10 protein-coding genes are annotated in these 20,014 nt (G+C 54.9%); 8 read left to right on the top strand and 2 right to left on the bottom strand.

Annotated elements, in window-relative coordinates:
* Positions 1 to 88: 88 nt before the first annotated feature.
* From dpdE to dpdD, 8 genes are read left to right on the top strand one after another with little or no spacing between them, the layout of a single operon-like run.
* Positions 89 to 3,427 (top strand): protein DpdE, encoded by a 3,339-nt coding sequence (gene dpdE, locus HX873_RS20875; RefSeq protein ID WP_177123145.1) that lies wholly within the window; start codon positions 89 to 91, stop codon positions 3,425 to 3,427.
* Positions 3,424 to 6,018, top strand: a complete 2,595-nt coding sequence (gene dpdF / locus HX873_RS20870) for a protein DpdF (protein WP_177123144.1) — start codon at positions 3,424 to 3,426, stop codon at positions 6,016 to 6,018. Before dpdE ends, dpdF begins: the two co-directional genes overlap by 4 nt.
* The gene (gene dpdG, locus HX873_RS20865) at positions 6,015 to 6,965 is read left to right on the top strand and encodes a protein DpdG (protein ID WP_177123143.1); all 951 of its coding nucleotides are present in this window, start codon (positions 6,015 to 6,017) and stop codon (positions 6,963 to 6,965) included. The genes dpdF and dpdG overlap by 4 nt, the downstream gene beginning before the upstream one ends.
* On the top strand, positions 6,962 to 10,060 hold the full coding sequence (dpdH, locus tag HX873_RS20860; RefSeq protein WP_177123142.1) for a protein DpdH: 3,099 nt from the start codon (positions 6,962 to 6,964) through the stop codon (positions 10,058 to 10,060). Before dpdG ends, dpdH begins: the two co-directional genes overlap by 4 nt.
* The gene (dpdI, locus tag HX873_RS20855; RefSeq protein ID WP_177123141.1) at positions 10,051 to 10,767 is read left to right on the top strand and encodes a protein DpdI; all 717 of its coding nucleotides are present in this window, start codon (positions 10,051 to 10,053) and stop codon (positions 10,765 to 10,767) included. The genes dpdH and dpdI overlap by 10 nt, the downstream gene beginning before the upstream one ends.
* A gap of 15 nt (positions 10,768 to 10,782) precedes the next feature.
* Entirely contained in the window at positions 10,783 to 15,351 is a 4,569-nt protein-coding gene (gene dpdJ, locus HX873_RS20850; protein WP_177123140.1) for a protein DpdJ, read from the top strand.
* Positions 15,348 to 15,881 (top strand): phospholipase D-like domain-containing protein DpdK, encoded by a 534-nt coding sequence (dpdK, locus tag HX873_RS20845; protein ID WP_177123139.1) that lies wholly within the window; start codon positions 15,348 to 15,350, stop codon positions 15,879 to 15,881. The genes dpdJ and dpdK overlap by 4 nt, the downstream gene beginning before the upstream one ends.
* Positions 15,878 to 18,124: a protein DpdD gene (gene dpdD / locus HX873_RS20840; RefSeq protein WP_177123138.1), complete on the top strand. Its 2,247-nt coding sequence runs from the start codon at positions 15,878 to 15,880 to the stop codon at positions 18,122 to 18,124. Before dpdK ends, dpdD begins: the two co-directional genes overlap by 4 nt.
* 485 nt (positions 18,125 to 18,609) lie before the next feature.
* Here dpdD and queE read toward each other — a convergent pair whose 3' ends face one another.
* Both queE and queC read right to left on the bottom strand, forming a co-directional pair.
* Positions 18,610 to 19,245 (bottom strand): 7-carboxy-7-deazaguanine synthase, encoded by a 636-nt coding sequence (queE, locus tag HX873_RS20835; RefSeq protein ID WP_177123137.1) that lies wholly within the window; start codon positions 19,243 to 19,245, stop codon positions 18,610 to 18,612.
* 63 nt (positions 19,246 to 19,308) lie between these two features.
* A complete protein-coding gene (queC, locus tag HX873_RS20830; protein WP_177123136.1) occupies positions 19,309 to 20,010 on the bottom strand; it encodes a 7-cyano-7-deazaguanine synthase QueC in 702 nt (233 codons plus the stop codon).
* Between the last annotated feature and the right edge of the window lie 4 nt (positions 20,011 to 20,014).

Here is a 20,014-nt window from a genome sequence, read left to right as displayed (position 1 = left end):
ATGCATTGAAAAATCCGTTCACTCTGACGGGCGGCGGTTGTATCCTCTTTGAGGTAATTCAACGCGAACGTTGGAGGCAGCCAAGGAAGTGCTGAAGACATTTCTCTTGTGGTGTCCTATTGCACGGGCAAGAGGTGTCATGTTCTGTTTAGTGAAAGATTCTGAAAGTGATGGCTTGGGTAAGCTCGTTGGCCGTGATGGTTCGATAGGTGTCGTTGAGTATTTCGATTGTCCGACCAGCGCGATGCGACACCGGGTTCACGTACCTCTATCCTCAATCAAGCAAAAGCGCTTGGGACGAAATACCCGAGTTTTTACGTACGACGAACTAGATGGTCAGTGGCGTATCGGGCGAGTACGCGAGGACGACGGTGAAGGCGTCGAGATCCGCTTGGCTGACAAAGTCGACGTTTATCTTGGCTACGAACAGGTCTTTGTTCGATGGAAGCGACCGGTCCAAGACCCGGTCAGTTTCCTTGGTAACTTTGTTACCGAAACGCCTCGCTTTGCTGATGCGCGGTCTGGCTTCCTACAGAATTACCTTCATCAACGAGGCGCTGCGTTTGGCATTTCTGCCTTGCTGTCCTCTGCTATCGAATTGGAATCTCACCAGATTGATGTAGTGCGACGCGTTTTGACCGATCACTCCCAGCGTTATCTGCTTGCGGACGAGGTTGGCCTCGGTAAGACGATCGAGGCGGGAGTTATCATCCGCCAAGTTGTGCTCGATGATTTGCGTAAGCATCGAGTCCTCGTGCTAGTCCCGCATGCCTTGGTGACCCAATGGCGGGATGAGTTAATCGTTCGCTTTGGATTGCGCGATTTCATCGATGAATCGGTATTCGTGCTGCCCCAGGAAGATAACGAGGGTTTGCGCGACGTTCTGTCCAACCTATCTTTGCTTGTCATCGACGAAGCGCATCATTTGGCCGACCCTCACGCTGACGATGCAAAGCAAGACTTGTACCGTCTAATTAGCGATGTGGCGCAGAGTACTGACCGTTTGCTCCTGCTGTCGGCGACGCCGATTTTGCGTAACGAGGAAGGCTTTCTGCGCATGCTTCATCTGCTGGATCCGGTGGTTTACCAACTCGATGATCTAGAGAACTTCCATGCCAAGATCGTCAATCGACAGGCGCTCGCTGAGACGGTCGCTGCCCTAGATCCGAGCAATTTCTTTTTCATGGATGCTGCGCTCGATGATTTGACTGAGCGTATTCCGAACGACCTGCGTTTGGCGCAGTTGACTCGAGCGCTGAAGGAGAAGTTGCTCGAGTTGCCCGACGAGGATGACGCGGAATTTTGCATTGCTGTGCGGCACCTGCGAGCTCATATCTCCGAGACTTACCGTCTCAATCGCCGCATCCTGCGCAACCGCCGTAGCCAAGTAGAGGGTTTAACGCCCGACCGCAAAGGAGCGCAAGTCTGGACGGTTAAGGATTCAGCGATGAAGCGTCTCGAATCAGTTGTAGAGGACTGGCGCGTTAGTGCTTCGCTGTCGATCGGTTCAGCGGATGCCGCTGTTGCGCAGGCGCTCGTGGCGTTCTACTGGACCGTGACTTGCGCTCTTTTGGAGGATCTAGGTGTCCTTCGCCAACTTTGCACGGAGCGCCAACGCATTATTGAGAGCGACGCGTCTAAGTCCTTTATCGGAGAGGAGGTACTTCTCAGGACCGTCATCCGTGCGATTGAGGACGAGGAGTGGATGGAGACCCGCCTCGACCGGTTGTATGTGGGGTTGCGAACGTTGCCGGAGTCGACCAAGGCGGTAGTTTTCTGCGCCAGCGAGAGTGTCGCTGACAAAGTCTTTGCTCACTTAAGGAGCAGCAACCTCGGTCTGATACGACACGATGTTGGCGAGGTTAGTGATGGGGTTAATGAGCATTGTTGGCGAGAATTTCTAACCAATTCCGCGATTCGGGTCATTGTCTGCGACCGCCAGGCAGAAGAGGGCATCAACCTGCAGGGCGGGGATAAGGTCGTGGTGCATTTTGACCTCCCCCTACAACCAAATCGTATCGAACAGCGCATGGGGCGTGTTGACCGCTATGGCGCCGGCACTTCGGTGCAGTCATACGTATTGCTCGATGAAGACGCGCCGCTCCAAGCCGCATGGTTCGGCATTCTCGACCAGGGATGGGGCGTTTTTAACCAGTCCATCTCGAGCCTGCAGTACCTGGTTGAGGCTGAACTAGATGTTTTGATGGGGGCACTGATCCATGGCGGCGTAGAAGCCCTTGACGCGTTGCGTGATCGTTTGGCTGGGTCCTCCGGCTTAGTGGCCCGCGAACTCAAACTGATTGATCAGCAAGACGCGCTGGACCAACTGTCGCCGTTGCCTGAAGCGGATCTAGACGACTTGTTCGAAGTAGATGGGGATTGGAGGACCATCCGTGACACGATGATGTATTGGATCGAAGATACGCTTCTGTTCCGCAAGGAAGATGAACCGCGAACTCCTGGTACCCATTCGGTGGACGATCCGTTCCGCTTTCACTACTACCCGCCGGATGGCAACAATCAGTCACCGACACTCATTCCCTCGTCTGGGTTCATTAACGATTTTTTGGGCGCTATTGATTTTGAAGCACCAGGCAGTCGTGCTGCCCTACCGAAATCCTATCCGTATGCTGTACACCGTCCTACTGCCGTCAGGCGCAGAGTGAGCCCATTGCGTTATGGAACAGCGTTTATCGAGGCTGTCATGTCATTTTCGGATTTGGACGACCGTGGCCGTAGTTATGTGATGTGGCGGCAAGTGTTCGACCATTTTTCGCCTTCAGAAATCCGACTTTGTTTCCGCTTCGACTTTGTGGTGGAGGCGTGCTTGGATGATGCCATCGCGGTTCTGACTGCCGATCATGGTCAATCGGGCGAAGCAGCACAGGCTGTACTGGCAAGACGTGGAGACTCCTTATTTAGCCCTGCGGTGGTGCAAGTCTGGGTGGACGAGGACGGAGATGAACTGCCGCAACATTTTATTGAGCGTTTTTTGATTGCTAAGTATGCAAAAAAGGGTGGTAAGGGATACATCGACAAGAATCTTGAGACACCTTACTTACGTGCTTTTCGGAGGGTGGCGCCGGATACTTTTGCCAACTGGGAGGAGCGCTGTGAGCGGATGCGCGACCGCGCGCTGGCTATTGTGATTGCGAGGCCGGAATTGAAGGGGCGGCAGCACCGCGCGCTGGATCGGGCGGTGGCCGAAGACGAGATACGCTACGCCCAGTTGCAGACCCGTATCCAGTCCTTACAAGGTCGGGAGGCGCAGGCCGAGGCACACCAGCTTATGTTAGAACAGGAGCTTAACCGCGCTCTCCATCGGGGCATATTGTCCCCTTCGATAAAGGTCGACGTCGCCGGCGTGGTCTTCCTCTCTAGCGAACCTGTATCCCTTATCCAACGCTTCATACAGGAAGGCGCATGAGTTTCGGTTTCGATGAATTACAGACTGTCCTCGGGATTTGGCCAGTAGCCACTGATTGGTCGGAAAAGGCAGATGACAGCTTGCTGGAGCGGATTTTCCAGTTGTTGAGTGCAGCGCAAGCCCAGCCTAGCGACATAACATGGCATGCCGACCTGCAACCCTTGTTGCGGCATGTTTTGCTCCGCGCCAGCGACGGCGCGGGCAAGAATATGAGGCTGCGTGTGCCTGCCGATCGGGGGTGGCCCGATCGGGCAAGTTGGACTGCCCATGGGGTGGAAGCGATGGAAGCGGGACCCACTGCATATCTGCTAACAGCTCGAGAGTGGCATCCAGAGTGGCTTGGTAGCGGAGAACATGGCGTGTTTGCCGATACCTTTTCCGACAAGAAAGTACGTCGGATGGTGCATTGCGAGGTGGATCCCTACATTCATGATGGAACCGGCTTTACGAACTATTCGTCCCCGGGTCAACGCGAGGCGGTGCGTGCCGCCTTTCTGATCCCAGAAGGCGATACCCTGATGGTCAATTTACCGACGGGCTCTGGAAAAAGCTTGGTCGGGCAGGCCCCCGCTTTAGTAAATAAAGAGGATGGCCATCTGACCATCTTCGTCGTGCCGACGGTCGCCCTTGCTCTCGACCAGGAGCGCGCTATGCAGCAACTGTTTCGAAGTAATGGTCCTTCCCGCCCCGACTGGCCGCTGGCTTGGTACGGCGGCTTATCGAAAGAAAAGCGTGCCGAGATTCGGCAGCGTCTGCGCAATGGCACCCAGCGAATCCTGTTCACCTCACCAGAAGCGCTCACCACTTCGCTACTACGTGTTGTGTCGGATGCCACCACCGACGGCATGCTGCGGTACTTCGTGATTGATGAAGCTCACCTGGTCACCCAGTGGGGAGACGAGTTCCGTCCTTCCTTTCAGGCATTGGCAGGTCTGCGCCACAGCCTGCTTCGGTTGGCGCCGCGTGGTTTTCGAACCTTGCTAATGAGTGCCACCTTCACGGATGAAACGGTAGAAACATTGGCCAGCCTATTCGGCCCCCCCGAACGCGTACAAATGGTATCGGCGGTGCATCTTCGCCCGGAGCCGCAATATTGGTTCTACAAGGCTGCATCGACGTACGAAAAGCAAGAACGCGTACTTGAGGCACTGCGACATGCGCCGCGACCGTTCATTCTTTACGTCACTAAGCGAGAAGAAATCGCGTCTTGGAACACAGTGTTGCGTTCTCGCGGAGGTCTGCGCCGCCTAGCCACGTTTGACGGTGGGACGCCCGATCGCGAGCGGCAGCGAATCATTTTGGAGTGGGCAGCCAATCGCCTCGATGGCATTGTCGCCACGTCAGCTTTTGGCGTTGGTCTCGATAAGATTGATGTGCGCACGGTGATCCACGCGACGATTCCGGAAACTCTGGATCGCTTCTATCAAGAAGTGGGGCGCGGTGGCCGTGACGGCAAGTCGTCGGTCAGCCTGTTGGTATTCGACGATACCGACTGGGCTTTGCCGGAGCGACTCGCAAAGCCCAAGATAATTTCCGATGAGCTTGGCTTCAGCCGCTGGAGGGCCATGTACCAGTCACGCCAACCAACTACTGAAGAGGACTTGTGGGGCATCAATATCGACGCCGTGCGCGAAGGTTTACCGGGGGGAAGCGAACACAACGTTAACTGGAACATGCGAACCCTCATCCTGATGGCGCGTGCTGGCCTAATAACTCTCGAACTAGAGGTCAATCGCGACGAGCAGGATACCGAGCCGGGCGAGGATGCTTCGTCAATGCTAGCGGCAATGGCAAACGTGCGCGTACGAATCCGAAACGACGGCCATCTTATTTCCAAAGTCTGGGAAGGCGCGATCAGAGCCTCGCGAAACAAGACGCTAGAGGCGGCTGAGCGGAACTTGCAAATGATGCGGCAACTGCTGCCCCGGTCCAGCGGCCTGGACCAGCAGATCGGTCAAGAAGTCGGTGCCACGCTTACACAGTTGTACCGTATTCGGTCGTTGCGCTGGCCGGTTCAGGTAACACAGGTTTGCGGCGGCTGTCCGGCGGATCGCTTCGATACTGAGGATCGTAGGCACTATGCCGAACCGGTCGTCGTGCCGGTGAGTCGTGTCTTATCGTCGTCGGCCGACGCCTGGCGGAAAAATTTTCCTTGGGTGGACCCCGCTTTTGCCTATGTCTTCTACGACGAGAGTCGACCCAGGGACGGCGTCCGACAAGCCATCCTGCAATTCGCTAGATGGCTGGTGCAGTCATGCGGCGTACGTGAGTTGGCAGCCCACCCTGAATCGCCACTGGTGTGCCTTCCCGAGTGGACCCGGTTATATCAGTTCGCGCGCGACCGGGTACTGCTACATCGTTCGGTTTTGGACTCCGATCTGGAGCCTTACTCCCCGCTGGCCCGTTTGACGGTGCTGGAACCGGACTCCTCCCCTGAACTCATCATGGATACCCAGATGTTGCAGCGGCCCTTCCATGTTGTGCTGCTACCGCTCGGCATGCCGGATCCTGGTAATAGCTTGCGCCGTCTTGCCGACGTCACCCCGAATGCGCTGCATCTGGAAAAACTAATTCAAGTGATAACCCAATGAGCATTCTTAACCGTGAAAACGATGGTCTCCATCCGATACTCCTGACTCTGGCCAGAATGGTCGCCCGAGACAAAGCCATTTCTCGCGATGATCTGATTAATGTCTGCGTCCCGCATTCCGGCATCGATAAGGAAAGCGGCAAAGAAACCGATAACGACAAACGCAAGGACCTGGCATCCCGGGCTCGTGCAACGCTGCTCCGTTGGGTCGCTCTCGGATTGTTCGCCGAAGACCGCGACCAAGTTCGTTTGGATATTGAATTGACACGGGGGGAGTCTGTTGACGCATTTACGGAGCGCCTGCCCGCCATTTGCCGCGGCCTTGCCTTGCGCTTGGAGTACGGGATGCCCTTGTGGCCCGCCAATGGCAGCATTTCGGAAGAGGAGGTTGGGCGCACGGCCGACCTGTGTCGCGGTTTGGCCTGGTGCCTGACTCAGGATATCTACGCGCTACCAAGCACGCATGGTGAAATCGAAAGTTTGATTACAACCCAGGTGCAAACAGGACGATTCATCTTTCTGAACGACACACGTTGGGCTGGGCTCCGGTCTTGGGCGAGATTCCTTGGCTTTGCCACTGGGGACGACTCAAGCTTTTTCTTCGACCCGACAGTAGCGGTGCGCTCGGAATTAAAAGAGGTTATTCGAAAAGGCGAAACAGTGCCTGCGGCCGAGTTCGTGTCGCGCTTGGCCGTACGTTTGCCGGTGTTGGATTCTGGCGTCTACCGTCTTGAAGTGGAACAGGTCCTGAGGCCTGAGAGTTGGACAGCACCTGCTACCGGACACTTGTCGACTGCGCTGTCATTCGCTTTGCGGCGTTTGCAGAAGCAGGGAATGATCGGCTTGGTGACTCTGGCTGATGCCGGGTCACGACTAACACTCGTCGGGCAGGGGGGGCGGACATGGGAAAGCTTTACCCATATCAGCTTGTTGAGGGACGCATCATGAGTTTGCTGAGTTATTGGCCTACTGCTGACGAAATTAATGACTGCATCAAACACGAAGCTGAGGGCGCCCACGATGCCGTCTTGCTAGCTGTCCACAAACCCTCGCCACTAAGTTATAAGCAGATTTCTTCGGGCGTAAAGTTCGAAGCTAGCGAAGAAGATCTATTCAAGTACCTGATCACAAAGGATGTACCCTCCGGAGTCCATGTTGTTCCCATCACCGGGGCATCCGGTGTCGGCAAATCGCACATGGTGCGTATATTAACGGCTCGTCTGCAGAGCACGAATGACGATGACCGATATGTGATCATCCGCATCCCAAAGAGCGCCAGTCTCCGGAGAGTTGTGGAACTGATCCTCGAAAAACTGCCAGGGGAGGAGTACGCGCCAGTCAAGGCAGAGTTTTCTAAGGCGTTCACTGAAGAACTCAACATCGAAACTGCAGTTATCAGGTTCCAAAGAGAGCTAGAGATCGCTTTGGGCGAATTAACGAAAGGGTTAGAGGCTCGTGTTAGGGCTAATCCTCGAGATTCGGCATTGAAAGAGCAATGGGGCCATGCTGCTAGTTTACCTAAGTTCATGGGTGATCCAGTACTTGTCGATTATTTTCGCGAGAAAGTATTTCCAAGGTTCGTGCAGCGAGCTATCGCTGGTCAGAATCAGGCTGAGCAGGAGGCATACGTCAAGGACTTTGATGCAGGCGACTTCCAACTGCCAGATGCCATAGACATCAGCAAGGCCGCTTCGACCACGCACGCTTATTACACTCGGACATTGTTAGTTCGGGAAGGTGAAGGCATGCGTACAGCTACTCGCCTGCTCAACGAGAGCAAGGTTGTCGACCAAGCGATTCGCCAGCTATTCAATCTGCACCAATCCTTGGGTGGTATGACTTTGCAAGAAGTCATCCAGGAGATTCGCCGCCTGTTACTTCAGCAACAGCGCGAACTGGTGATTTTTGTGGAAGACTTCAAGGCACTCACGGGTATCCAGGATATATTGCTAAAGGTGCTGATCCAGGAAGGTGTGCGCAACGGGGTTAGGGAGTTGGCGACGATGCGTTCTGTCATCGCAGTGACAGATGGCTATCTAGATTCCGAGGACACAATCGCAACACGTGCGAAGCGTGAGTGGAAGGTGGAAAGCGAATTATCCAGCGAGCAGGAAGTCTTGCGCCGTACTAAGGAGCTGGTTGCTTCTTACTTGAATGCTGCGCGCTGGGGCTACCGTGAGTTAGTGCATCACTTTGAGATCAACGGTGGTGCGCGTGCCGGACAGGAAACCTGGATCGGGCCATATGCCGACCATGAGGATACCAGCGATGCCCCTGTGTTGGCCGCTTTTGGGAAAGAAGGCGAGATTCCACTATTCCCATACACGGAGCAAGCCATTGAACAACTCGCGCGGTCTGTGCTCACCCGGAACAATGCCCTGGTCTTTACTCCGCGTTTCATTATTGACAATATTTTGCGTGGCTTGCTTTTGCCAGGCAGGCCAGCATTCGAACGTGGGCAATTTCCGCCACCAGACATCAATGCCCCTGGGACGAATGCGGAGGTCACGCAGTGGCTAGCTTCGCTTCCAGTGTCTGAAGAAGTGCGGGAGCGCTACCGGCGTGTCGTCGCGATCTGGGGCAATGCGCCTCGTACATCGGAGGAGATCGGCTACATTCCGAAGGAGGTATTCGATGCCTTCAATTTGAATCGGCCGAACATCGAGTTCCGCAGTGCCGTTCAGAGTAAACAGAACGTTGATCCGATCCAACCACCTCCGGATTCGCAACCAAAGCCAGATGACGAGTACTTGGTCCAGGCACTTGAGAAATGGGTGCAAAACAGTGAGAGGCTTTCCCAGACAGTAGCTAATCAAATCCGTAAATCGATTGAATCTGCCCTCAACGAGAGAATTGACTGGTCGGCGGAGCGTTGTATCAAGACTCCAATTTCCTTGAAACAAATATCCATTCCGAATGCTGGCGGTGATGGCGGCATTGCTACCAACGCGATCGTAGTTGCGGCAGATGATACCGATCCCACTGGTCAGTTACGTGCAGAGCTAGCTGCCGTGACTCGTTTCTACCACCTGAATAACGGCAAGATGCAATACCCTGGTGTCGATGATGATCTCTGTTGGATCGGCAACCTCTCTGACCGTCTAATGCCGAGTGCATTGGCTCTGGTACATGCCAGCATGCGTCAGAAGCTAGGCATGGCCGTGCGATTACTGTCCACCAATAGCCGAATTCTTGGCCTCATCGACCGCGGGCGTACCCCTGCTAGTCTCGCTGCTTTCTTATTCGGTGCGCCAAACATCCCTCGGCGTCCGCTTGAGGAATCATCTACGGAGTTCAGCAATTGGCGCGTCTTGCAGGAGCAGGCATTACAGATACGTTCCAAGTTACAGGAACTCGTTACCGACTACTGTGGCAGTTTCCAAGGCACTACAGGGAAGATTCTCTATGCTGTCGACATGGTAAGGGTGGCCGATTGCTTGTTGCCTGAGAGCGAAGCTACCAACCCGGGCGTCTTTGAGTTTCTCCCCAGCGAGTTAAAGTCAGCATTGGCGATAATGTCAGATACACGTGTGAGCCTTCTGGCGGGTAAGGTATCCCAAGCAGCGGGCAACATTCGTATCAAGCTGACGGAAGAGTTCGGCGACAACTTCGATAAGCAAGAAATTGCAGAGGGGCTTAGGGCGCTGGCCGATCAGTTGAAGGAATTCGCTAGCTGGAACGTGGACGACATCGGTATTAGTCATAATGCCTTCAAAACGTTGTGCGAGGAGTTTCGCGGTGGCGCACTGCGTGAGGCTCTGTCAATACTTGCGACCTCGGGAGAGGGGGACGAGGGGCCGAATGACGGAAAGTTAGTCACCCGCATTGGCCGCTTTGACGTGCATCCGCTCATCGTGGCGTCGCGGTTCGTAGACGCGTCGCGCAAGGTTGTGCGCGCATCTGAGAAAATCGCTAAGCGGTTTGAAGACCAGTCCCAGGGCGTGGATCCACAAGCGCAGGCGAGTGAAATCCAGACCTTGTTCGAAGACCTCTTAAATGAAATGGATGCACTGGGAGTGGATGGAGAAACCGTATGCTCTTAATCGACGCACAGAGTGTCCGCGCTCGTTTGATACGTGCTGAAGCCGCCACCAGTAGTATTGAAGAAGCTGAGGCGTTGGCGGCAAAGCGAAATGAACTGAAGGAACTGGCAGGCCGGATTGTGACCCTGGCATGTCGTAATACCTTGTTCAGGGAGCAGAGTGTTCCGTTCTCGCCAATTCCGGACATTGAGAAGGCGAAACAATTGATCAGCCAGATTAATGCTCGTTTTTCCGAATCACCCAAGGCTGCCACTCTGGTAGACAAGAAGGGCTGGAGCAAACTGATATCGACGCTTACCGAGTTTAACGCCTCAGTCGAGATGCTGCAGAAACAGGACTGGAAAGCCTACTTCAGCAGTAAGCTGTTTGGCGGAGTGCCTCCCGAGCAACGCAAGCAGACCATCTTGCAAGCGCTGCCTGAGAACCGAAAAGCCTTGGAGCTTTATACGAAGCTGTACCAGCGTTTCAGTCAATACCGCAATACCATTCCTGGTAACGTGGAAGCTCTGCGCGAGGTGCTTGGGTGTTCGAAGGATTTGGCAGATATTAAGTTTGTCGAGAACGACGACGTGCCACTACCTGTGAGAGCATTTTTTAACGCCACCTCCGTGGGGAGCGGAGCTAGCCTCGATTTTTTGATCCCAGAGGTCATTGAATGGCTGCGCACGAATAACATGCTGGCTAACTATGTAGTGCGGGCACGCTAATTGAACGGAGTCATCTTGGAAGCACGCGAACGTTTTCTTGCCTTGGTGCTGGATCGCATCGAAGAGCGTGAAGCAAGGTTGCTGGTCTGGGGCATCGTCGATGGTGTCTTCAGTCATGAAGAACTCAGCGAATTGCTCAATCCCCTGATCGACGAAGCCATCGACGATGGCATCGAGGACTTTTTCTCTGCTGAGGATGTCCTGGAGGAACTACGACGACGCAAATGGATTGCCGAGGTACCCAGGAGCGGTGGCGCAATCGGTTACCGATCACGCATGGCGGAAACCGTGCGCTTACTGCAGCGCTTGCGGCAATTGTTCCCGAAACACTCAGGATCAAGTGGATGGCAGCAGGCCCCTAGCTTAGTTGCCGACTTTCGCTTTTTGCGTCGTCGTCGTCGTTATCCGGCGCGAGACACCTCCGTCGAGCAGGCGTTGACCATGATAGGTGAGGCAGCCTCAAGTCCGGCGCTGCTAGCGGCTGTAAAAGCGCTGCTAACGCCCCCCAATCGCACTGTCCGTCTGTCCGGCTTCCAGGTACGCGCTGCCCAGCGCATTTTGCGCGCGATCGAAACTGGGAAGGACTTGGCGACCATCGTTTGCGCGGGTACTGGCAGTGGTAAGACTCTCGCCTTTTACATACCGGCGCTAGCATCGATTTACCGCCATGTGCTGGTGGAAGGCAAGGCCGAGCGCTGGGTCAAGGCGGTCGCCTTGTATCCCCGCACCGAACTGCTTAAGGATCAGTTGCGCGAAGTCTTGCAGCGCATCCGTAGCCTTCAAGCCGGTTTACCGCAAAAGGATCAAGTGTTGATTCGCGTTGGTGCGCTCTATGGAGATACCCCGTTTTCCGCACATTTCTGTGAGTGGCCAAAAATAGGTAATGATCAGGTCTGTCCGACTCTTGCCTGTCTCGACTGTGGCGGCGAGTTGCGCTGGTTGCACAAGGATCGTAAGGAGGGACGCGAACGTTTGGTGTGCGCTGTTTGTGAAGCAGTGTTGGACGGCACTGTGTTCCCGCTGACCCGGGAATCGCTCAAGAACTCCGTACCGGACATCCTGTTCACCACCACCGAGATGCTGAACCAGCGCCTCTCGGACAACTCTATGATGCATCTTTTCGGCGTTGGCCCCAAGGCGCTGCATGCGCCGGAACTGGTGTTGATGGATGAAGTGCATACTTACGAAGGTAAGCACGGTGCGCAAGTCGCATATCTGATGCGGCGCTGGCAGCGGCTACTCGATCAATCGTTGCGCTTCGTCGGCTTGTCGGCGACCTTGCGGGAAGCTTCACAGTTCTTCGCGGCGCTAACAGGTTGTCGCACGAACCTTGTAGATGAAGTGTCACCGCGTACTGACGAGATCGAATCCGAAGGTGCCGAGTATATGGTTGCCCTGCGCGGCGATCCGGTCTCGCGCACGGCATTGCTGTCCACAACCATTCAGACCGCCATGGTGCTGCAGCGCTGCCTCGATCCAAAAGCCGCGCAGCCGGAACAGTCGGTCAGTCGAGGCGTCTTTGGCCAGCGCACCTTCGTCTTCACCGATAACCTAGATGTGATCAATCGTTTGTATTTCGACTTGCTCAGTGCTGAAGGACGCAATAGCTATGGCGACCCTGACATGCGCCATGCGCCTGACGGCGGTTTGGCAGTACTGCGCGAGGCCGGATCCTCTCTCTTGCGCTATGCCAACGGGCAAGACTGGCGCTTCTGCCAAGACTTGCATGAGGGCCTCAAGCACCGTTTAGTGATCAAGCGGGTTAGCTCCCAGGATCGTGGTGTTGACGCCAGCGCGGAAGTTATTGTTGCCACTGCCGTCCTGGAAGTGGGTTTCGACGATCCGGTCGTTGGTGCAGTGATCCAGCACAAGGCGCCGCGCGGAATCGCGGGCTTCCTGCAGCGTAAGGGTCGCGGCGGCCGCACCCGCGGCATGCGGCCATGGACGGCGGTCGTGCTGTCTGATTATGGTCGCGATCGCGCTGCTTACCAGAGTTACGATTTGCTGTTCGATCCGGAACTGCCTGTCCGTACCTTGCCCTTGGCGAACCGATACATCACCCGAATGCAAGCAGTGTATGCCACCATAGATTATCTGGCATTGCGACTGCAGGACGGTCCTGCAGGTAGCGTTTGGAGCGACCTAGCCGGTGGCGACAAGCTCAATGCGCATCGTCGTCAGCGCCTAATACGTGAACTGCGTAGTGTTCTTGAAACCGAAGCGGGTAGCCGGCGTCTCTCCGACTATTTGCGCCGCGCGCTGCGCCTGTCTGACGAGGAGTTGTCGGCATTACTGTGGGAGTACCCGCGACCGTTGTTGACAACTGTGCTGCCGACCGCGCTCCGGCGTCTAGCGAGCCACTGGAGTGCAGACGGTAACCCGCAGGAGGATTACAAAGCCTTCAACACTCCGTTACCGGACTTTATTCCGGGTTCTCTTTTCGCTGACCTCAATTTAGCCGAGGTCGCCATCGATCTGCCAGAGTCGCACTCGGCAAGTCCTTCCAATGCATCTGTAATGTCAGTGTTCGCCGCACTGCGCGAGTTCGCGCCCGGTCGCGTCAGCCGGCGCTATGGAGTGCGCTATCGTACTGAGCGCCACTGGATCGCACCGTCGCCGGACTTCCAAAGCGGATCTGGCATCTGTAGCGATGTCTTCGGCCTCGATGTCGATGCCATCGGTAACCACGTGCTGCTAGGGGAGTATCTGGTACGCCGGGGCGGTAAAACGGTAGCTCTGCCAGTTTACCGCCCGGTACGCCTGGCACCGCAATCCCCCCCGGCGGCAGTGAAAGACTCGTCGAATGCCTCCTTGGAATGGCATAGCCAAATCGTCGCCACCATCGAACCGGGCTGGCTGACGCCGCCCGCAGGCAGCCGGTGGGCAGAGATCGTCACCCGTATTGGCTTTTTTACCCACTCACGCCATGCTCCAGTAGAGATTCGACGCTTCGCGGTGGGCGCTTCGGCGGAGATTGGTGTTGGCGCGGAGAAGGTGCGGACCGACACGGTGTTTCAACGTGAGAACCAAGCGGTGGGTTTGGGAGCGCAATTTGCCGCCGACGGTATGGTGTTCCAGATCGATATCCCTCCCAATTTGCACCTACGCCAGATTCCGGGCGACGAAGCGAAGTGGCGCGCAGTACGCAGTGCTCGGTTCATTGACCTTGCTTGGCGTGGTGAGCGCTTGGCCATGATTGCAAGCCCCTTCATGCGCGAGTGGTTAGCACAGATTTACCTGTCTGCCATGACCTATGAAGCGATGCACCGACAGATCGGCTTGGCCGAAGCCGATGCCTCTATTCGACAGGGTCAGGCATCGATCTCGCTTCCAGATGTGCTGAGCCTGTTATTTCAGTCGCAAGTGGTCGAGGTGCAGGGCGGCGACGAGACGGTGGGCAGTCCAGAAAAGTTACGCCAGGAACTGGATGCCTGTCTGCGCGATCCCATCGTGATTGCGGAATTGCACGAGTTTGGCGCCATGCTTTGGGAGCCAATCGATTCCGGCTGGGAACCGTGGCTACGTGGGGTCTACCATTCCACGCTTGCTGCAGCACTTCTACGTTCGATTACCGACCTATGCCCGAGCATTGATCCGGAAGACCTGACGGTCGACTTAGAACGCGGCCCGGCACTCCCCGGCCAAGCCGTCGGCTTTGACTCAGAAGCGGTGGAGGCGTGGTTTACCGAGCGTAGTCCGGGGGGCAACGGACTGATCGAGGAATTTATGCGGCGCTATGCGGAAGACCCGCGCCGCTTCTTCGCTGCCGTACGCGCCAATCTGAGCATGGGCGAGTTTGAGTTGATCGACCATCAACTCAAACAAATGGTCACCCTGCTGGCCGAGGACAATGTTACCGGAGATTCGGAAAGCGCCGCACTGGCGCGCCAATTCCGTGCCGCCGCCAGCCAGGAAGAAATGACACAGTCCTTCCAACGCTTACGTCGGAAGTTGTTGCAGGAAGGTTTCTCCCCCTTCCACGGTTTTTTAGTGGCGCTTGGTAACCGTGTTCTGCGACCGGGATCGGGCGCGGCGACGGATCTCTACCTTTCCCGAGTGCTTGATCATTGGCAGAGTGAGGAGGCGCGTATCGGCATAGAGGTCGATCTGCGCGTTATGAGTTATTACCTAAGCCAATCGGACGATATCGATCGTATTGTGTCCGACATCGGCTCCCCTCCAGGCAACGACCGCGCGGCTTGGCGCATTGGCGCTATCTATGGCCTCTTATGGCCCCGCGGTCGGGCGATTCGCCAGTCCGCACTGAAGATAAGAAATCCCTTCATTGAATTGCCTTTGATCGAGCGCCTCTTGGTGGTGGAAACCATCGGCGACGACCGTGTCTGCATTTCGCTGCTGGACCGTGACTGGTTGCTGCGAACTGCCGAACAACTCAACGCTGGCCGCCAAGTTACGTTGACCTGCCCGGAAACCGAACGTGTTCGCCTAGCTTCCGCGCTCAATGCACTGGTAACCAATCCGGTCGAATCCGGCTACTTACGTGCTTATGCCCGCCTACAGGGCATCCGCCAAACCCAATCAATGATCGAAGCTGATATTGAACTCGTCGAGGCAGTGCAATGAACATTCTCCATCGGCGCATTTTCAAGACGCAAACCACTGGCGTCACCACGATCCAGGAGTTATTGCAGACTATGTTCGTGGCCGAAGTGTTGCAACCCGGCCACGAGATTTGGATCGTTTCTCCTTGGATCAGCAATGTTGTCTTGATCGACAATCGGTCCGGTAGCTTTGATGCCCTCAATCCCGAATGGGGGAGGCGAGAGATCCGCCTCGCCGATGTCCTTGTGACTCTGATGAATTACGGTACAAAAGTGCATATCGTCACCCGGAGCGAAGCCAGCAACGATGCCTTCCGTACCCGGATCGCCGATTTGACTCGTGAGCATTGTCTGGAAGATCAACTCGCGGTGCACATCCACGGCCAATTGCATACCAAGGGCATCCTGCTCACGCGCTGTCTGTTGATGGGTTCAATGAACCTGACCTACAACGGCATGATGATCAATGACGAATGGGTCGAGTTCTCCCTCGATCAGCACGATCTTGGTCGAACCCGCCTTGAATTCGCCCGCTACAGGGAGGCTGCATGATTGACGTCTTGCCCTCTCAGGAAAAGTCCTGGCTAGGGCGTTTTTTCTTTGGGCGCAATGCCCTGCACTGGGAAGCCATTGTCGGTGGTAGCGCGCCGGCGGCATGGCTGGAGCAGGTAAACCCGTGGATCGCAACTTTTGTTACTCAAGGCTACCAATCGCCTATTGTGCTGCCGGTATTCGATGCTGATGGGCCGTCTCATTGGTATGCAATGGCTAGCAATGAGGCATCGGCAGTTGCATTGGTGCAGGAGTTGACAGCTGTTGTCGGCCCAAGTTACAGCGATTTCCGTGGCCAACCACTGCAGGTCGATTGTGGCGACGAAATCGAGTGTGCCTTGCAGAAACGCTTTGGCCGTTTCGTATTCTGCTTGCGACCAGTGAATTCGGCAGCGCGCGGCGATGTTACACAATCCTTGCAGTTGTATCTTAGTTTGCTGCGCCGCCGCCCAGACATCCCTGACCGCACGCAACGTCCGTTCGGCAAGATCCGTGCTGAGTTTGATCGGGCGCTACTGGCCGGTAACGAGGCAGATGCTCAATATTTACGCCACGAATTGGTTGCCAGCGGCCGTATTGATGTTGAACAGCACAAGTATTTGGATATTCGCATGCTGGCCGGCCTCGGTCGCCAGTATCAACTGGCGCACGATTACTCGCTGATCAAGTCTGTTCTAGGTCTGTCTTTACCTGCTCAGACCATCACCGACTTGGTCGAGGCGCTTTATGCAACTTATATCGCAGCCATCGAGGATGACCCGAATGTCGAAGCCATCCTGACCGTTTTTCGAAATGACATCGTGCGTCACTTCGGCCCGCTGTTTAAGGAACGGAAAGGTGTTCGTCAACCTAATGTACTGAAGGCCTTCCTGCTTTATGAACTTGTGCAGGACGAACCGAATGTGGCGCGTTGCGGGGCCATTGCTGCCGCTTATCCGGCTCAAGCTGGGCCAGAACTGATCGAGTATTGGTCCAGCCGTTTGGTGTCTGCCCCGTCGTTGCGTTCCGATGTCTTTGAATTGGCACGTCAGGCCTTAGCCGATGACGACTATGAGTTGGCGCTGCAGTTGTCGTTTGAATCCTTCCCCAGCGCTTGGACGTACAGTGCCATGCTGCGTTGCGCAGTGGAACTAGAGGATATTGAAACCACTCGGCGGGTGCTCGAAGCGGTGGGTAATGCACCCGAAGCCGCGCGTGCGACATGGACAAAACGTGATTTGAGCAGACTGCAGCAGTTGCAGTCAGAGCCTTCAGAAGTGTCGCAAGAACGTCCTGACACCGATTGGATGGCCTGGGTTCGCTATGTTGAAGCCGGGCGCTGTGAGCGTCCTCCGCTGCAGATCCTGGAGGAGGCACTCACGCGTTGGAGTGCTGAGGCCTATGCTTCGGATCCAGAGGCCTGCCGTCAGTTGGCCGAGAAGATCGGCAACGCGAGCGGTGAGGCAGAATGTGTGTTTCGCGATGCCTTCGGCGCCTTGGTGGAGTTCTTTGTCGATCGCTTGGCACATCCAGTGCGTGGCTTCATACCGCTTTACACCATGCTAATCCGCATCGTTGCATGGAGTGGGGTGGTCTCGGCCAATGAACTCGAATTGACCTCTGCTCTCGTACAGGCGTTGGTCAGCCTTGGCCCCTCGAAGGACGACTACGTCGAAGCGCTCGATGCCTACTCTGAGATAATTACCGCGAACAGTACTCCCGGTAACATCGACTGGGCGCTCAATGCAGCTGAAATGCTGGCCCTGCATGGATCTCCAGACATTGAATCGCGACTGCGGTTTTTTATGGCAGTCGTGGAGTTGGCGCGCACCCAGAATCATCGTCTCAAGCCGACTCAACATGCAATCCTGTCTCTACTGGCAAAGGATTACAGTTGTACCAACTTGCTGGAGTCCTTTTCCTTTCAGGAAGAGGGGCATGCGGAAACAGCGCATGCTGATTTCGACGGTTTAATCGGCATCTATACGCTGACTGAATCCGCCGGGCAGCGTGCGCGTCAATTCCTGCGAATGCTCTTGCCGCTGGCACGGGTAGAGTTGAATGCCGACGTGGTAGCAACTGACAGGCTTAAGCATCTGGCGGTAACCGCCGATATCTTCGTTTTTGCCTGGAGAAGCAGTAAGCACCAGGCCTATTACGCGGCGAAGGAAGCACGCGGCGACCTGCAAACCCTGCTCCCCATGGGGAAGGGAAGTGCCAGCATTTTGAGTTGTGTGTTGACGGAACTCGAAAGGCTGGGATGAAGCGTTTAAGCATCGAAAAACTGCAGGTTGGGGTGACGGCGAGAAAACTAATTGACTCTATGCCTGTGGAGTTTTGGAAGGAGGAGTGGAAAATGAAAAATTTGGATACTCTGCAGGCAGGGACATTGTTAGTCGCGGTGTACGTGAACTAAAAAGACAGCTTATAAGTAAACATTATAGATTTTTTTGGTGTAAAGGCAGTCCTATTAATCTAAATGTCAACGAATAGAGGTGGGGTCTTTTTTAATTTCTAGTAGATGGAGGTGCTTGGGGGGCTAAGAAATATTCAACGAATATCGCTGGTATTTCTTGGTCTGCACGACATCGCTTGTTGTTATCGGTGTTGTGTTGGGGTTTATATTGTGTTGATTAGGCGCGAGCTTTAAATTTTTTAGTGTCTCGTTAACTAATGTTTGGTTTTTTTATAGGTTTTTATAGGTTTTGTGGTGAGGTGCTGTGGTTGGTTATGAAAGTCTATTGGTGGTTTAAGGTATTTTTAGTATTTTATGTTGTTGTAAGCCTAGACGCCATTTAGGATTGCTTTTGCAGTATTTGATGGTTTCCTCAATGTTATTTTTGGTATTTTGGTTGTCCATGGGTTGGAGGTAGAAGTTTTTGAAGTCTAGGTGCTCAAATTGATTGGGCATCGAGTCGGGCTGCGGGAATACGAGTTTTAATTCGTCACCTTTAGTTATCTTTAGTTGTGCGGTGGATTTTGGGCTTACGCAGATCCAATCAATACCTTTGGGTGGTGCGATAGTTCCATTCGTCTCTACGGCAATCGTGAAGTCTAACTCATGCAGAGCGGCAATCAATGCGTCATCGACCTGAAGTAAAGGTTCTCCGCCGGTCAATACCACATACTTATGATTCTGGTGGGATATTGGCCAAAACGAATCAATAGCATGAGCGAGAGCTTCAGCATTTTTGAACTTATCCCCACCTTGACCATCTGTTCCGACGAAGTCGGTGTCGCAGAATGTACAGATGGCGTTAGCCCTGTCCTGCTCCCGTCCCGACCAGAGGTTACATCCTGAGAATCGGCAGAATACCGCGGGTCGACCCGCTTGGTTACCTTCCCCCTGAAGGGTGTAAAACATTTCTTTGATACTGTAAGTCATTTGGTTTACTCACCTGATTCAGCGGGGTGGCGAGTGCTTTGATCCGCCACCGCTGAACCATCGTCAATCTCGTTCTTGAATGTACTGCTCATATCCAGTTTTGCGCAGTTCGCAAGCCGGACACGTTCCACATCCGTAGCCCCATTCATGTTTATGCTGTCGAGTCCCAAGGTAGCAGGTGTGGGACTCTTCTTGAATCAGGCTGACAAAATCTCGATTACCTAGGTCTTCGGCCAGACGCCAGGTCTGAGCTTTGTTGAGCCACATCAAGGGCGTCTCAATGATCACCGGAGCGTCCATCCCGAGGCTCAAGGCCACCTGGGTGGCTTTGAGGGTGTTGTCCCTGCAGTCTGGGTAGCCTGAGTAGTCGGTTTCGCACATCCCCCCGACTAGCACTGTGAGGCCCCGTCGGTAGGCAATCGTGGCAGCGAACGTCAAAAACAGCAGATTCCTCCCGGGTACGAACGTATTGGGAAGTCCATTCTTTTCAAACTCTATAGTTTTCTCAGCGGTCATCGCCGTATCGCTGATCTGGCCGAGTAATTTGAGATCAAGCACGTGGTCCTCTCCGAGTCGCTTGGCCCAGTTCGGAAACCTGTTACGTACCTCCTGCAAGATATTCAGCCGACATTCGAGTTCGATTCGGTGCCTCTGGCCGTAATCAAAGCCAATGGTCTCGACGTGCTCGTAACGTTCCAGCGCCCAGGCAAGGCAGGTGGTTGAATCTTGTCCGCCTGAAAAAAGAACTAAGGCTTTGGTGTGCATACTG

The organism is Pseudomonas sp. P7758 (assembly GCF_013386485.1).
GTDB lineage: Bacteria > Pseudomonadota > Gammaproteobacteria > Pseudomonadales > Pseudomonadaceae > Aquipseudomonas.
This window is presented reverse-complemented; position numbering and strand designations above follow the sequence as displayed.

What these genes read in the sequence shown, in the direction of transcription:
- dpdF (WP_177123144.1), top strand. Translation starts at nt 3,424, where the DNA reads ATGAGTTTCGGTTTCGATGAATTACAGACTGTCCTCGGGATTTGGCCA.
- dpdG (WP_177123143.1), top strand. Translation starts at nt 6,015, where the DNA reads ATGAGCATTCTTAACCGTGAAAACGATGGTCTCCATCCGATACTCCTG.
- dpdH (WP_177123142.1), top strand. Translation starts at nt 6,962, where the DNA reads ATGAGTTTGCTGAGTTATTGGCCTACTGCTGACGAAATTAATGACTGC.
- dpdI (WP_177123141.1), top strand. Translation starts at nt 10,051, where the DNA reads ATGCTCTTAATCGACGCACAGAGTGTCCGCGCTCGTTTGATACGTGCT.
- dpdK (WP_177123139.1), top strand. Translation starts at nt 15,348, where the DNA reads ATGAACATTCTCCATCGGCGCATTTTCAAGACGCAAACCACTGGCGTC.
- dpdD (WP_177123138.1), top strand. Translation starts at nt 15,878, where the DNA reads ATGATTGACGTCTTGCCCTCTCAGGAAAAGTCCTGGCTAGGGCGTTTT.
- queE (WP_177123137.1), bottom strand. Translation starts at nt 19,245, where the DNA reads ATGACTTACAGTATCAAAGAAATGTTTTACACCCTTCAGGGGGAAGGT.
- queC (WP_177123136.1), bottom strand. Translation starts at nt 20,010, where the DNA reads ATGCACACCAAAGCCTTAGTTCTTTTTTCAGGCGGACAAGATTCAACC.